The 15545-nt window shown below is 45.3% G+C and carries 16 protein-coding genes and 1 pseudogene; 11 read left to right on the forward strand and 6 right to left on the reverse strand.

The window, feature by feature from the left end; all coding sequences use genetic code 11:
• Window positions 1–353: 353 nt before the first annotated feature.
• Both QUA25_RS03340 and QUA25_RS03345 read right to left on the reverse strand, forming a co-directional pair.
• Window positions 354–608, reverse strand: a complete 255-nt coding sequence (locus QUA25_RS03340) for a hypothetical protein (RefSeq protein ID WP_333035567.1) — start codon at window positions 606–608, stop codon at window positions 354–356.
• Between the two features lie 46 nt (window positions 609–654).
• Window positions 655–2232, reverse strand: coding sequence for an adenylate/guanylate cyclase domain-containing protein (locus QUA25_RS03345; RefSeq protein ID WP_333035569.1), 1578 nt, complete (start codon window positions 2230–2232; stop codon window positions 655–657).
• An 88-nt stretch (window positions 2233–2320) separates the two neighbouring features.
• Here QUA25_RS03345 and QUA25_RS03350 point away from each other — a divergent pair, with 88 nt between their 5' ends.
• The 10 genes from QUA25_RS03350 (at window position 2321) to QUA25_RS03395 (ending at window position 10229) form a co-directional block, all read left to right on the forward strand.
• Window positions 2321–2581, forward strand: coding sequence for a hypothetical protein (locus QUA25_RS03350; protein ID WP_333035570.1), 261 nt, complete (start codon window positions 2321–2323; stop codon window positions 2579–2581).
• 421 nt (window positions 2582–3002) lie between these two features.
• The gene (locus QUA25_RS03355; protein ID WP_333035755.1) at window positions 3003–3833 is read left to right on the forward strand and encodes a prepilin peptidase; all 831 of its coding nucleotides are present in this window, start codon (window positions 3003–3005) and stop codon (window positions 3831–3833) included.
• A 61-nt stretch (window positions 3834–3894) separates the two neighbouring features.
• Window positions 3895–4116, forward strand: a complete 222-nt coding sequence (locus QUA25_RS03360; protein WP_333035572.1) for a hypothetical protein — start codon at window positions 3895–3897, stop codon at window positions 4114–4116.
• A gap of 129 nt (window positions 4117–4245) precedes the next feature.
• On the forward strand, window positions 4246–5196 hold the full coding sequence (gene accD, locus QUA25_RS03365; protein WP_333035573.1) for an acetyl-CoA carboxylase, carboxyltransferase subunit beta: 951 nt from the start codon (window positions 4246–4248) through the stop codon (window positions 5194–5196).
• Window positions 5197–5575: 379 nt separating this feature from the next.
• Entirely contained in the window at window positions 5576–5767 is a 192-nt protein-coding gene (locus QUA25_RS03370) for a translation initiation factor IF-2 (RefSeq protein WP_333035575.1), read from the forward strand.
• Window positions 5768–5912: 145 nt separating this feature from the next.
• Window positions 5913–6401: a photosystem II cytochrome c-550 gene (psbV, locus tag QUA25_RS03375; protein ID WP_333035576.1), complete on the forward strand. Its 489-nt coding sequence runs from the start codon at window positions 5913–5915 to the stop codon at window positions 6399–6401.
• 154 nt (window positions 6402–6555) lie between these two features.
• The gene (gene psbV2, locus QUA25_RS03380) at window positions 6556–7056 is read left to right on the forward strand and encodes a photosystem II cytochrome PsbV2 (RefSeq protein WP_333035579.1); all 501 of its coding nucleotides are present in this window, start codon (window positions 6556–6558) and stop codon (window positions 7054–7056) included.
• A gap of 125 nt (window positions 7057–7181) precedes the next feature.
• Window positions 7182–7520, forward strand: coding sequence for a cytochrome c6 PetJ (petJ, locus tag QUA25_RS03385; RefSeq protein ID WP_333035581.1), 339 nt, complete (start codon window positions 7182–7184; stop codon window positions 7518–7520).
• 386 nt (window positions 7521–7906) lie between these two features.
• Complete coding sequence (locus tag QUA25_RS03390) at window positions 7907–8920, forward strand: CHAD domain-containing protein (RefSeq protein WP_333035583.1); 1014 nt, start codon at window positions 7907–7909, stop codon at window positions 8918–8920.
• A gap of 226 nt (window positions 8921–9146) precedes the next feature.
• Window positions 9147–10229 (forward strand): hypothetical protein, encoded by a 1083-nt coding sequence (locus QUA25_RS03395; RefSeq protein ID WP_333035586.1) that lies wholly within the window; start codon window positions 9147–9149, stop codon window positions 10227–10229.
• A gap of 188 nt (window positions 10230–10417) precedes the next feature.
• On the opposite strand, the gene QUA25_RS03400 is transcribed toward QUA25_RS03395, so the two are convergent.
• From QUA25_RS03400 to QUA25_RS03415, 4 genes are all read right to left on the reverse strand, one after another.
• Window positions 10418–10915 (reverse strand): 2TM domain-containing protein, encoded by a 498-nt coding sequence (locus QUA25_RS03400; RefSeq protein WP_333035588.1) that lies wholly within the window; start codon window positions 10913–10915, stop codon window positions 10418–10420.
• A gap of 169 nt (window positions 10916–11084) precedes the next feature.
• On the reverse strand, window positions 11085–11921 hold the full coding sequence (crtA, locus tag QUA25_RS03405; RefSeq protein ID WP_333035589.1) for a cyanoexosortase A: 837 nt from the start codon (window positions 11919–11921) through the stop codon (window positions 11085–11087).
• 1034 nt (window positions 11922–12955) lie between these two features.
• Window positions 12956–13642 carry a PEP-CTERM sorting domain-containing protein gene (locus tag QUA25_RS03410; RefSeq protein WP_333035591.1) on the reverse strand — a complete coding sequence of 229 codons (687 nt, stop codon included), beginning with the start codon at window positions 13640–13642 and terminating at the stop codon, window positions 12956–12958.
• Between the two features lie 369 nt (window positions 13643–14011).
• Window positions 14012–14293, reverse strand: a complete 282-nt coding sequence (locus QUA25_RS03415) for a hypothetical protein (protein ID WP_333035593.1) — start codon at window positions 14291–14293, stop codon at window positions 14012–14014.
• Window positions 14294–15155: 862 nt separating this feature from the next.
• On the opposite strand from QUA25_RS03415, the pseudogene QUA25_RS03420 reads away from it, so the two are divergent.
• Window positions 15156–15386: pseudogene (locus QUA25_RS03420) on the forward strand (DUF255 domain-containing protein); the annotation flags it as partial.
• Window positions 15387–15545: the final 159 nt, after the last annotated feature.

Raw genomic sequence — 15545 nt, forward strand, 5'->3', positions numbered from 1 at the left:
TTGGTTTACCGTAGTATAGCTGAATTTTATCTTACAGCAAGGCACACTCAAGATCAATGGTTAAAAAAACCAACTCGACTTTTGGTGGTGCTATAGGCAACTCCCTTGCCAATATGGCGCTCGCGCTCAATCAGCTTGATTAGCAGGGGGCGGTTAGCTGTTTTTAACCGGGACTTACCCCGTGTGCGGGGTAAGTTCCGTCTGAAACCATTGCGAGGTGAGACTTGCCCGGAGCGTCCAAGTCTTTTACATGACTACAATCTCTTACAACCCTTATGTGGCGGAGTTTTTGCTTAAATTCATCAGAGAACAATACTCTGGGCCTAAATATTAAGAAAATCTTAAATAAATGACTACGGTTTGTCGGCAGTCAAGTCGCTAAAACCGAGACTGAACAAAGAATACAGCCCCCAGAACAACCCTCGCAGGGGGTAAGTTCCGTTTAACAGGTTAGTCGCTACTAGAGAACCACTAAAGCCAGCACCAACGATCGCGATCGTTGTTGGAGTATTACAGGCTATATACGCTAATTTTATCGATTTACCGTATTTAAATATTTTGGGGTACGCTCGCGCATCATTATTAATGATGCGGTAATGGTTTGTCATGCTCTCAATTGACCAGTAGTATGCCATTATTAGCCAGCAAAGTTATTTAAACGCCCCCTTTTCCCTTCTCCCCTTTTGCACCTTGCAAAGCAAAAATCGGAGTTTGAGCAGATTTCCCCTTCAGAGCAACAGATCCCAAAGCCTCACAAATGAAGTTGAGATCGATCGACTCATACACCCTTTCAGCAATCAAAATTTGGTTTTCCCCCGCCTTGCTCATCAACCGAGCAGCCGTATTCACCGTATCCCCGAGGATATTAAACTCCCTGCGCCCTCGCGGTTCCCCAACCTCAGCAGCAAACACCGGCCCCAGGGACAGCCCAATTTGACAGCTTACTTTTATTTCTTCACCCGCGATAATTACCAGAGGCAAACCAGCAATGATATCTCGGATTGCAATCGCGGCACTAGCCGCGCGGCTGGTGTCATCCGTGTGAGCGTCGGGCACGCCAAAATAAATCAGCATATCCGAACCATCTAAGTGCGCCGTTACTTTTTGCAACACGCCCCCTTTAGCTGAGACTACAGCATCGATCAACGCAAACACCCGAGAAAAACCCACTACCAGGTTGACTTCTTCGTCCGGCGAAGCTTTCTCCACAGACTCCGGTAAACCTATCAAGTTGACAAACATCACGGTCGGTTCAGGAAAATCCGGCGGAATTTTCCGCCTGTCTGCATTTTCCACCAGCAGTCTCAGGATAGTGTTGGGAATATAACTAGCAAGAGGTTCAAGCCGATTCACAGCTTCCCCGATTTCTTTTACCAAGCCCGCAACGCTGCGATCGAGCAATACCGAACTCGGCATCCGCCGCCCAGTCAAAGTGATATCATACTCTCCGAGTCGATCGTCCGTGAAATCGTCCGCCACCAAAAAATAACCCTGTTTCCCGGGTTCAAAGCGAAATTGCTCTCCCAAAGACTCTCTAGCAGTTTCAGTCACACACACCCGCCCCACACTCCCAGAACCCTCAGTTTGCTTGGCTTGCTGGACTGAATGTCCCAGCAGTACGTGAGCCATCCGCTGCGGTGTACCGATGTCAGCACTAATGTAGCGGCCGCAGTGGATGCCCACCCGCATCCTCAAAGAGAAAACACCCCGCGCCGTTTCAATATTGGCAAATTCAGCCATCGCCCGCTGCATCCGCAAACCCGCCCGCACCGCCCTCGCTGTATCCTCTTGGTAAACTCCTGATAGAAACTGCACAAGCATCGCATCTCCGGTAAACTCCAGCAAATCCCCGCCCGATTTGCTCACAATTTCAATCATTGAGGCAAAATAGTCGTTAATCACGCCCAGCAGGCTTTCAGCTCCCTTGCGCCCCTGGGTCGCGTTCGCTTCCAACAGCGAGGTAAACCCTGCCAAATCCGTGAACAGCAATGTGCCTGTTTGCCACTGGTAGCGCACCTCGCCCGGGTTGGGCGGAGATTCGGACACTGGCCTGGGCACGTAGTCGTGGAGGATGTAGCGCAGAGTTCGCAGGTGATCGAAAACCCCCATTAGCGTTGCGGGGGACGGATCTACCCACGCAGCAGCGTACAGTTGAGCCGAAAGGAGCGATCGCAGTCGCAGTTCGATCGCAGCCAAGGGAGGATTGTAGGTTAATCTATTAATAATTTCCACCTAAGTTTATTCTTAAAAAATAGGGTAAGTTCGATCAATCGAGATGCTACACCAATAACTCGACCTATACCATTATGATAAGTTTCCAGTGACTCCATACCAGCCCAACCCAGAACCCACTATAGAAACTTCCGAGACTCACAGCTTGCTAGCTCCCGATTTGATCCGAGCTGCTCGATCGGCCTATGGTATGTATCTGAAAGTGCATTCCGAGCAGATGCAGCGTCCGGCGGGTGTAGTTGTCAGTCAAGGAAGCGATCGAGGCCAGGTAATTTTTGCTTCGCAGCCGATTTTATTGCCGGGTGAACGTTTTGTTACTTTTGACGAAATTGAATCTCAAATGTATTAATTGCTAATTGGTCATTGGTGATAATTGATAATTGAGCATTGGGAATTGGTAATTGGTAATTAGTAACTAATATTATGTCCGCTCGAACGCTCGCACTAAAATAGGTTTCTAGTGAAGAGCCATGTTTTCAGGATTTTATGAAAACTTGCATTTTTGACTATTAATACCTTTTATGATGGGTAATTGACCGTACAGGCTCTAACAACTGACAACTCAGGGCTGTTTCATTCTCAGGAAAACCCACGTTTTGACTCTTGTCGTGCGAAGAATGCCGACCAGACCCATCCAGGATATTTTAGGCATTTGGTGGGATTGGGGCAGCCACTCTTTGCTGCCCCTACAAGAGAATGAAACAGCGCTGCTGACAACTGACAACAGATACATAACCGCAGTCAAAAGTGAACAGTCAACAGTCAACTTAATGGAAATAATCTTTAATTGCCTTGTCACGGCGATCGTCTTTATTGTCGGATCGGCTATTGGCAGCTTTCTAAATGTGGTAGTCTATCGGTTGCCTGCGGGTTTGTCGGTGATCCACCCTCCTTCTCGCTGTCCCAAATGTTTAAATCAACTCAGAAATTACGAAAATATACCCGTTTTCGGTTGGCTATGGCTGCGGGGACGCTGCAATCACTGCCACAGTGGGATTTCTGTCCGTTATCCACTGGTGGAAGCAGCTACGGGTTTGCTCTTTTTGCTAATCTTTTGGCGGTTTGGCGTAACAGTGCAAACTCTTGGTTTTTGGGCTTTGTTTAGCTGGCTGTTGGCTTTGTCTTTGATTGATTGCGATACAATGACTTTGCCTAATTCTTTAACTCGATCGGGTTTGGTGCTCGGATTGGTTTTCCAGGTGGCGAAAGGTTGGTGGCCGACATTTAGTTTGATCGACTCGATACACTATCTGGTACTCGATGGGATCGCGGGAGCAGTTGTCGGGTTGTGGCTGTTTGACGCGATCGGACTTGCCGGGACGATCGGGCTGGGGCAGAATGCTATGGGCGCCGGAGATACAAAATTGGCCGCCTTGATGGGAGCTTGGCTGGGTTGGAAATACTTGCTGCTAGCGGGATTTATCGCCTGTGTCGCCGGGGCTTTTGTCGGTGGCGGGGCGATCGCTATCGGGTTACTCGATCGGCGTCAACCCATGCCTTTCGGCCCGTTTCTGGCTCTCGGTACAGCAATTACTGCTCTGTGGGGCGAAGCGATCTTATCTAGTTACTGGCAGTTGTTTTTCCCGAATTTTAGTTTCTGATGTGCCCGTAGTCAGGCGCGATCGAACATAACATTGTCTCAAAAATTGGTAAAATTGTTCCGTGTCTTGGATTACACTTACAACTACTAGCTTTCGTTGGGAAGCGGAATTAATGCAGCAGCTCCTAGCTGCTCATGAAATCCCGGCCCGGATTGTAGACTTGGGCATAGCATCTTATTTCGGGGCTGGAAGTGCTACAGCCCTGCAAGTTCTTCCAGAACACCAGCGAACAGCATCGCTCCTCATCAGTCCAGTTGAAGATGAGCCAGAATCTGGTGATTAGTCATTAGTCATTAGTCATTAGTCACTGAACAACTAGCAATTGACAACTAGCAACTAACAACTAACAATTACTAATTACCAATTACCAATTCCCAATTACCAATTACCAATTACCAATTACCAAGTTTTAATGTCTCTATTTGATTGGTTTGCAAATCGACGAAAATCAGTACCGAACTCCCAAGAACGGCCGGAACGAGAAATTGCGGACGGACTTTGGAATAAATGCGAAGCTTGCGATGCCCTGAGTTATACCAAAGACCTGCGAGCAAATCAAATGGTTTGCTTGGAATGCGGGCATCATATCAGAGTTTACAGTGACGATCGCATCGAGCAGTTGATCGATCCCAATACCTGGGTGCCCCTTAACGAAGGACTGCACGCCACCGATCCCCTGAAATTTCGCGATCGCAAAAAATATAGCGATCGACTCCGAGAATTTCAAGAAAAAACAGGCCACCTAGACGCCGTAGAAACAGGCATCGGCAAACTAGAAAATTTGCCAGTCGCCCTCGGAGTCATGGAATTTCAGTTCATCGGCGGCAGCATGGGATCAGTTGTCGGAGAAAAGCTGACTCGCCTCATCGAACACGCCACGCGGGAACGCTTGTCCGTGATCATTGTCTGCGCTTCCGGTGGTGCAAGAATGCAAGAAGGAATGCTCAGCTTGATGCAAATGGCTAAAATTTCCGGGGCTCTGGAACGCCACCGGGAAGCGAGACTGCTTTACATCCCGATTTTGACCCACCCGACCACCGGCGGCGTCACCGCCAGTTTTGCCATGCTGGGAGACATTATAATTGCAGAGCCAAAAGCTACTGTGGCCTTTACGGGCGGCCGGGTAATCGAGCAAACTCTGCGGGAAAAGCTGCCGGAAAATTATCAAACTTCCGAATACTCCTTCGCCCACGGTTTTGTAGACTTGATTGTACCCCGGACTCAATTAAAGAAAACTCTCGGTCAGCTCATCAGCCTCCACCAGCCCCAGCCTTTCTTGGCAGACTCGGAATTCCCCGCCCTCGAAGCCAGCGATAACCACGCTTTGCCCCCGCAGACTCACGCTTTCAAACTTTCTCCCTAAGCTGCTGCGCCGGAGGATTGTCTGTTGGTGAGTCCGGGGCACAGAGGAAATTGCTGAGGAATTGCGAAAAACCCGGTTTCTACCAACAATATTGAGTTTGGTAACGAGACGTTCACGCAGACACCGGCTTTTGAGCCCCATCCGCGCAACTCCTATTGGTAATAACGACGCAGCAGTGGGATGATATTGATCGGAAGTTGATTGGCCCTGGAGTTTGGCTGGGCAAAAATGCCTAGTAGCAGTTAGCGGTTAGTTAGCTTGCGATCGAACAACATCTCAGAACAAACTAACAGAACAAGCTAACAGCGCTTTCTAAAATTGTCCGGCTTTCAGTTAATAGCCGTCAACTCAATTTTGACCTGTCAGCGACCTAAAAATTATGGGTTTTGCAGACCTGTCCATCGCAGAAATAGCAGAGGACTTCAACGTCCCTGTTGAAGATGTGATCCGCTTGTGCGATGAGTTGGAAATTGCCTACAAGCACCCTCAAACCCGTTTGGCTTTGGAGGATGTTAAGGCAATTATGTCCACTCTCGAAAAAAGGCGCGACTCAAAACTTCGTGCAGATTAGATCGCAAAATTCCTCTACCTTTAAAGGTATGGCTGCACCAACTTTCGCCAGTAGTTGCAGAAAGAGGGAATTTTGAACACAAATCTGTTTGCCAGCTATACTCTCTTAGCGTTCAATAATTTGCCGGATTTTTTTAAGGAGAACCATGCTTAAAAGATATTTCATTGCTCTGACCGCTGTATTCTTGAGCTTTCAGTTATTTGTCAGCAGTGCGATGGCTGTCGAACTGAGTCCTGAACTTCGCACTGTGACTTTGAATGACAAGGGTGCTCCAGTGGTGCTGAGCCTCAAACAAGTTCAGCAAGGCAAACGCCTATTCAATTCGGCTTGCGCTCAATGTCACGCTGCGGGGATGACCAAAACTGACCCGAACGTGAATTTGAGTCCGGAAACTCTGGCTTTGGCCAACCCGCCCCGGAATAATATTGAGTCGCTGGTGGACTTTATGAAAAATCCCACCACTTATGACGGGTTTGAGGAAATTTCGGAACTGCATCCGAGCATGAAGAGTGCAGATATTTTCGCTGAGATGAGAAATCTCTCGGATGACGATTTGTACGCGATTGCCGGTCACATTCTGTTGCAGCCGAAAATTGTCTCCAAGCAGTGGGCTGGTGGCAAAGGCGCTCGCTAATCGATTTTAGATTTTAGATTTTAGATTTTGGATTTTGGATGGGGAGAGGGCTGAAGTTGGGCAAGAATTGCTGGCTGGTCGTTTTTCGCTCTAAAATCTGAAATCTAAAATTTACCTCCGGCTCATTGATTCTCGCAAAAGGTTGTAGTCCCTCATGCTGCGTCGTGGTGCTTTTGTCTGCTTTCTGTTGGGGATGTTAATTATTTTGCCGATCGTGCTGTTGGCTCCTCAACCTGTTTTGGCTGCTGCCGATTCTTACGTGAATAGGTATTTACAAGCCAGCGAACCTGTGGCTCTGGAGTTGGACTCTGAGGGACATACTCGCTTGTTTTCGGCTCAGGATTTGTCTGCGGGCAAAGTTTTGTTCGAGCAAAATTGCTTGAATTGTCACGTCGGAGGAGCTAATTTGCCCGATCCGACGATATCTCTGTCTTTGGCTGACCTCCAGGGGGCAACGCCTCCCCGCAACAACATCAATAGTCTGGTGGGGTATCTGAGAGAACCGATGACTTATGACGGTACTGAGGAGACTTTTTGGTGCCGCCAAGTGCCGGAAAGCTGGATGCCACAGGCTGAGATTGAAAATTTAGCGGCTTTTGTGATCCGGGCTGCTCAGAAAGCTCCGGGCTGGGGCGTGGAGAATTTTGAGAGTTGAACTGCCACTGCCAAAAAGTGGTAAATTACTCGAAAGAAGGCGATACGACTGCGCGATCGCGCCTGTTTTAACAGGTAAAATATCTAAAGAATCACCATTTGCGTGTCCATTAGAGGAGAACTGCGTTGAAAAGACTCTTATCGATCGCCCTATTAGCGTTCGCAATTTTTACCGTCGGCTTTGGTCGCCCTGCTTTGGCAGGTGATGCGGTTAAAGGAGCTAAAATCTTTAGCTCGAACTGTGCTGCTTGTCACATCGGTGGCGGCAACGTGGTTATGGCCATGAAAACCTTGAAAAAGGAAGCTCTTGAGAAGTACGGTATGAATTCTCTGGAAGCTATTACCACTCAGGTAACTAAGGGCAAAAATGCTATGCCTGCTTTCGGCGCCAAGTTGAAGCCCGAACAAATCGAGGATGTAGCAACCTACGTGCTCGAGCAATCTGAGAAAGACTGGAAAGGCTAAACTGCCTCTTTGAAGTCGGGCAGCCTGGGCGGGTTTGATTTAATTTAAAACTTGTCCTCCCGATCGCACCCTCTCTCACCCTTTGGCGAATAAATATCGGTTTGCAGCGATCTTAACCTATTTGGGAAAGCGCGCTAGAAATCCAATTTTTATTAGCTCAAGGGCGAGGGAGGGTAATTCTATTTTAGATTTTAGATTTTAGATTTTAGATTGAAAATTTTAGATTCCTAAATGCTGATTAAGTAGAAATTGTCAAGCACTTTATATTAAGATTTATTCGGGTTGCGCTTCCTAAATTAAAAGTGTGTGCTAGGATATAACCCCTTATTAGCAAAGCTTTGAAATCGAGATTAAAGTCGATCTGCAAAGTGGAATCTACACCTGCCATGAACGTAAAAACATCAGCAAAAGTTAAAACTCAAGTTAAAACTCTCGGAGACGCTGCATCTGGAGCGATTGAGAAATATTTCCGCAAAAGTGTAGCACACGAGGCTGAAGTTATCAAAGACAAAGACGCGGAAGAACTTCATCAAATGCGCGTGGGATTAAGACGTTTGCGATCGGCTGTGACTGGTTTTGCTCCGGTTTTAGATTGGCCAAAAGAGGGTTCTGAACGTAAAATTGGTAAGGTGGGGCGGATTCTGGGAACGCTCAGGGATTTGGATGTGATGCTCGAAAGTCTCCAAAACCGCTATTACCCGAATTTGCCGGCTGACGAACAGGAAGTTTTGGATAAGGCTTTGTTGAATTTGCTCAAACAGCGCCAGCGGGCTTTAAAAGGGGTGAGGGCGATTTTAGAGCACAAAAGCTACGAATCGCTGAAGCAGTCGATCGAGGATTGGCTGGAAAAACCGAAGTTTCAGGCGATCGAACATTTGCCAATTGCTGAGGTTTTGCCAGATTTACTGTTACCTCAAGTCAGCGAGTTTTTCCTGCATCCGGCTTGGCTGTTGGGTACAGAATATGAAGATGGCAAAGTTAAAGTTGTTGATGATTTAAATGCTGAGGCTGTCGAAGAGAAGTTAGCAGCCGAGGGAACTATTCTGCACGATTTGCGGAAGCAAGCGAAGCGGGTTCGCTATTTGATGAATCTGTTTGGGGATTTTTACAGCGAGACTTACGAAGTTTATGTCGAAGATGTAAAAGCTATTCAGGAATGTTTGGGCGATATTCAAGACAGTGAAGTTTTAGGCGAGTTTTTGACAGATTTTGTCGATCGCGATCTGAAAAAAGAGTTGCCCAAGTTGGCTGGTTTGTTGGCCGAAAATCGCTACGCAGCTTGGCAAAAATGGCAGGTTTTGCAACGCAGGTATTTGAATTCGGAAATTCGGCAAGGTTTGCGATCTGCTTTAATTCATCCTGTGGTTGAAGATGCGGTTAAGCAAGATTCGCCGCAGTAATTTTAGTGGGTTTGCAGTTAAACTTGGGCGCACTTTGGGTGCAACTGCAAGCAACACAGAAGTAGCTCGTTCTAATTAAACGTAAGACGCTCTATACTAGCGGTACCCTACCCCCTGCTCTTAAAATTTTGATTGCCTATGTTAAAATTCAGTGGCGGCGGCGAGAGTCCCCCGCCTGTCAAGATTTGGGTTGAAAGTAAACAAAAATTTACTCTGAAGAAAAAAAATGAGTGACCAACTTAACAAACCTCTGGAAATATGGATCAATGAAGATTTACTACTTCCTGGGGTACGCCCAGCCCCACTGCTAATGCACCTCAGCCCGCCGGACACTAATCCACAGTTACAGTTTTGGAATTTGCTCAGGGATAAATTACCGGAGCTAGTCAAGATTCACCGATTTACAGACTTGGCAGATGCAGGCAAGATTGTGGTAACTCCACATTTTATTTCAAGTTATTATGGCGTTCATAAGGAAGCTGAATTACATAAATTCCGGCGCCAAGTATTAGGATCAAAAAGGACGCTCGTCACCTTTGCAAACTGTTTGGAGTGTCAGGCTTATCCAGGAGAAATCTTGTTTGCCTCGGCAACTTACCGTGATAAAAAAGAAAAATCCATACCCACACCCCCATGGATTTATGACCTGGGAGAGAAGGTAAATATGCCAAAACCATCAATACCTACTGTCGGTTTTGTGGGAAATGTTGAATATCCATCCCGACTAAATACGTTGATATTACGTTATATTAAATTTTCGGATTCTATGGTTAACTGGATGGCATGCAACCTTTTTGTTAATCGTAATTTGAATTTGGGAATGCGAAGGTTGATTGCACGATTAGTCAGAAAAAAAATAATTAAAGAAGTGCGAAAAGCGAAAAATCTACAAATATCTGTGATTGAAAGAAAGGGAGATTTTTTTAGTCTCCCAGTGGAAGAAAGAAACCGCCAAAGAGCCGAGTATATCGAAAATATCGAGAATAATGCTTATATCTTGGCGATGAGGGGAGACGATAATGGCTGTTACCATCTCGGGGAGGTGATGTCAGCAGGGAGAATTCCGGTTTTCATTGATACCAATAAATCGTTACCGGAGTTGAGAGGTATGAAATGGGAAGATTTTTGCGTGATCGTTCCTTTTTCGGAAGTGCATCGGATTGGAGATTATGTCCAAGCTTTTCACGATAAACTTTCGGATGACGATTTTGCTGAGGCCTGCCGGAAATCTCGCGCTGCTTTTGATCAGCTACTCCCTCACAATTTTGTTCTCAATAGTTTGGAAATAATTGCCAAAAGTACGAACTAATGATGTATGAAAATGGCGGGAGAAGGGCAGCTAAGAATGTCGGAGCTAACTTAAATATCGGAAAAATTACAGCAGTTATTAATCATTTGCCCCAGTTTTTTCCGGCAGAATAGTTATCTTTTGCTATTTGTTTGTATTGGCGATAGTTGATTTGAAGAAAAAGCGATCGCTTTTTTCTTAAGAGAAAATCACGACTGCAACCACTTCATAAACTTATTCGTCGCAGTACCAATAGACTCTCCGACTTGTTTCTTCAACCGCCACCGCTGAAACGCTTTTTCGTAATCTTCTCCTTCAGTTTGATAAACATTCCAAGCATTTAGCGACAATCCCAATCCCCACGTTAGTAAAATGAACAGTGACCAAGAAAGCTCGTGCGCTCCTGCTAGATTAAACAAAACTAAAAAAGTATTGATAATGCCGTACTTTGTTACATTTTTCTGCAATTTGCGACGACGGAAAGTGTTAAAAACCAGCTTTTCTTGAAATTCTCCTCTAGTTGCTAACCATTGCTGTTCCGCCGCTACAATATCCTGTTCGGAAATGCCCAATTCCGCTGCAATCTCGAAAAGCTGCACTCTGGATAATTCCCCCTCATCCTGTCGCCGCGCGATCGCAAGCTGTAAAATACCTTGAGCATCCTCTGAACCGTAAATTTGATTTATTTGACTTTCATTTGTCGCCATAACAGGTTTCCTATAATTTCTGACATCCTTTCTATGATAGATATAGACGCCGTTAAACGACAGGTAGTGACATTGGCGGATTTCAACACCCGGAGATTTGAGTGAGCGAGACTCCTGACTATGGGAGGGGAAATCGAAGAACCCATATATTTCCTCAAAGTGCAACTAATTAATTTCCCGAACTTTGACTAAGTTTGCTATCTCGTTTCAACATAAATTGATAAAAGAGCCCAAACAACACCACCGCAAGCATTCCCACTACTAAAGAACCTTCACCCTCATGCCAATATTTAAACAAATCTAGGCGATGAGATGCAACTAACAATGCCATTCCCGCCACTCGAAAAACATTAATAATAAAACCACAAATGACAGCGACACCTATTACCAAAGCCTTATTTTGTTTAGTAGGAAACATCAACAAACAAACTACAGCTAAACCTAATAAATAATTCATTGCCTCTATACCCGAACAACCCCCATTTACCAACACCCTTCCTGTCGGTAAAGCAACATAATTACCGTCACGTGTTACATCAAAACCGACATACCACAAAGAATAATAAGCAAATTTAGCAGTAAGCGAGGTAACAAAATCCACTAAAGGTAACGTAAGGACACTGGGGGTGCCATGAAAAAATAGTATTACCAATTCACGCCAATATAGTTTTAAGTTCTGAAAACCTACCGCAATTAGGCTCAAACCTAAACCCGACAAAAAAGGTGCAAGTCTTAAAAAAGGATCGAATTTACTGGAAACCCCAGCACTTTTAAATAAAATAAAAGCTATTAATAGCGTCCCTGCTACTGTCGATAATAAGTCACTTTTTATCTCACTCTGTTTGAGAAGATGGTGGTTGTCCCAAAGCAGGGAACCCACAGCGAACCAAAAAACTATACTCATCCAAAAATGAGCAACATCCCCCAGTTTCCACAGGAGTGTCATATTCAGAGTTACTAAAGCTGTGGCGATAATGATGAGCCAAAAAAGTTTTCTCTTGAACATTTTAGATATTAGTTATTAGTTGATTGAGGAGAGCCATACTGGGGACAGTTTTTGATTGCAAACCCTAGAATAAGGGTTTCCCGGCGATTCGGCAATCGAAGTACCAACGGAAAATCCCGGGTTTCAGACTAGGAACTAAAAACAGTCCAGACTCTTGTTAGATCATATCATAAAAATAGTAGGGGAGGTGGACAACTCAGTAGATTGAACCCCTCCTACGGAAAGGACTAGGGGGATTTTAAAAGCCGTAAATCTGGGAGATGATGTTAGTAGACACTCTGGAATTTGATGGATGGTGAGACTCAGAGGCAACGCATAGCTCAGCATTAGGACACCTATTGAAAAGACTGCTACTGGAAATGATTGGTTGGATGCCTAGCGCTTACTTACTTGGCCCCTGTAAGCAAATACTAAAAAGGGAGTGAATCAACAAAAATTAAAAATAAGTAGCTTCATTGAGGGTTGGATTTCTTGAGACTAGATGCAATTAGCACCGCGCATGGTGTGACACTGAGGTTTGAGTAAATACGGCTGAGCGAGTTAGAGTTCGAGCCATGCTCAAGGGTGATTCTCTGCTTTTCAAGAATCTCAGTGTCTTTATAGGAATCCTAAATCATTTGTGAATTTCTTCCTCAGAGCGGGTTCGGGGTGGGTTGGGGTGCGGTAAAAAATTTACGACTTTTGCAAGGATTGGTATATATCGGAAATGCTTCAGAAACAGCCTTACGGTAGTTCTTAAATGCGCTGTCTAGAGGGATTTGACTGAGATGGGGAGCATCTCACTTTTGCAGCCAAGCTAGAAATGGGAGCCAGGAGCTAGGAGAAAAGAAGAAGAAGGAAGGAGCCAGAATAAGTGTTTTTACAACAAATATGAGATGCTCCCTTGAGATAGGCTTTCAAGTCTGGGGTTTTCACGGTGGCGCGCTATCAGATACTAAGAAACCTGGTTTCTTGGTGAAACCAGGTTTTTAGCTCGAACATAAAATAATCCGTTTGGCATCAAGCCCGAATCGAAAACCAGTTCAAATGATCGCCTATTCAGCTTTTTGAGCCTGAGCGCGTTGCTTTTTGAACATAGCACCAAAACCAACAGCGGCTCCAGCAGCAAGCATTGTTAAAGGTTCAGGAGTAGCTTCAGTGTTGCTAGTGCTGCTGACGAAAGAATCGCTAGTGGACTGACCAGGAAGAGGAGGAAGACCCTGGACGTGCAACCCTAGTCTCAAAGTACCAGCAGTCAACGCGGAAACTACCTTATCATAATTTCCAGTAAAACTCACCCCCAACATCTCACCCGTGTCGACACCGCCTTGACCACCGCTTTTCGTAGCTGAAAAATCAGTAGACCAAGCGTCCTGAAGGTGGTTACTTTGTGACATATTCTTAGCTCCATCATTTTTAAAAAGCACTCCTGCGCTATTACCAACATTAACGCCAAAGTTGGTCAATAAATTGGTATTAGAACCTGTGTCAAAGTAAACTGAACCAATAAATATGCTGGCTACTGATGTGTTATTTGCAATCTTGAAAAGAACGTTATTTGCTCCACCATCTGTGACATCAAAGCTAAACTTGCTAGCATAAGCATCTCCACTCGTAGCCCCACCAGTGATATTACTAAAGCCAAAGCCGATGGCGGAGGCAGGTGCTGCGGAGACTGCACTAACAGCGGCGACACCGGCAACAGCTAAAATAGATTTGACTAAGTTTAATTGGAATTTCATGGTTGACACCGTTATTTTTTTAAGTTGACTGGAAGCAGGTTTTTTTCCTTCACATATTCAATGTAAACCGAAGCACAAGTTAATGCAAGTAGGTTTGATAAAGATTCGATGAAGATTGAGAATACGCTGATTGGATTTAGGCAAAATGCCTAAATTGATGGCTTCTAGCTAGCTCTTTCCTATGGCGTGCATCAAAAAATAGGGGTGCTGCCAGCCGGATTTTACTCCTGACTTTTTTCTATTTCAAAAAGCTATAACCCACCTTCCTAACCTGGGTTTTCACACAGCATAATTACTGATCAATGTGTTTAAAAGCTCTGATTTATGCTCTTAAAAAGTGTTTTATCCGTTAATGTACGGTAGAAAAGTTTAAGTGATAGCTTGATTGCTGGGTAAAAATAGGTAATAACCGATGGTGACAGTTGAAGCTGCGGAATCTGGACTATAACTCAGGACAAAATCTTGGAGCATATTCGGTGCGTCGATTCTCGCTTTCGGATTCAGCAACCAGCGCCATTTAGACTTATATGTTGCACCATTATCAAGAACCCGCTCTCCGGCCCGTTCCACAAAGAATGAGTTTTCTTGTGGGGAGTAGGGGTTGGGCAGGAGAGGCCGCCCAAAACAGGCTTGTTGATCATGGTGCAACATCTAAGTTTAGAGACCAATGGTTTCGGTGGTCGTTATTATCTGTGACGCCGGAACTTTGGCCCAGTAAAGGGACGACTCGACTTTCTGGGACATAGTTTTCGGAACACCTCTACCGTCAGGGCTGTTTCATTCTCACGGAAACCAGCTTTTTGTACGGGTCGTGCCCAGAATGCCGACCCGACCCATCCAGGATTTGTTAGGCATTTGGTGGGATTGGGGCAGCCACTCTTTGCTGCCCCTACAAGAGAATGAAACTGTCCTGCGTCTACCGTAGAAGGCGCGGTGGTCGTTATCTAAAAATGTTGGGACTAATAATTCTATTTCTGGGTCTGCTTTCGCTAAAAATTGGTTAATATTATTTTTCCGAAAAAGCTCGATTCCAAGATTTAACGGGTGATAAGCAAGTAGAAATACTTGACACAGTAAGGGTTTGAGTAGCTTGTCATCAAAAAAATGTGTGTGTGCGATCGCTAATTTTTAGACTTTTTTCAGGGTCTAATCACGATCGTTCGCGTTCGCTACCATCAAAATTGTCAATAAACTTGTGATAATTACTACTCTCTTGAGGGAGCTTCAAGAGCCTAAACCCTCTAAATATCAAGGTTTGAGCGGGTTTCTCACTCGTCAATTCCCAGATTCAGTTTGGCACTGTTTGAGGACAGCAGGAGGAACCGTCGCAGTCAGCTAAAATTTTCCCAGCCGTTGATTGAAGGTTCTCCGAGACGATCGACTAATTTGACATATAAATGATCAGCGATCATCTGAAAACAGGATTATCAGCAACAACTCAGCTAAAACATCTCGCGCTAAACTGCTAGAGAACTGACAAGCTTACCCAGCAAAAGTTCAAGTGGATTTGATTATCGTCAACCGTTTTGCTCAATCCCAAACCTTTTATCTGCCAAAACAGGCCGAAAATCCGATCGACTGGTGGGCCTGGTGCGACGAAGCCTGAGAAAGGGCCTGGAGGGAAAATAAACCGATTTTTCTTTCAATTCGCTACTGTAGCTGCCACTGGTGTAGGGTGATGGAAGGTGAAGCATTTTGCGATCGCGCCGTCCAATACATGAATTCGCACTTTATACCGATAAAAAGCGCTTTTCACTGTCCCACCTGTTTCTTCAACAGCCACCGCTGAAACGCTTGTTCGTACTCTTCCCCTTCAGTTCGATCGACATTCCAAGCATTCAGCCACAATCCTAAGCCCCACATTACTAAATAAAACCAACAGCGACCAATCAAGCTCGTGCAC

It is taken from the genome of Microcoleus sp. Pol17C6 (assembly GCF_036701145.1).
Taxonomy (GTDB): Bacteria; Cyanobacteriota; Cyanobacteriia; order Cyanobacteriales; family Microcoleaceae; genus Microcoleus.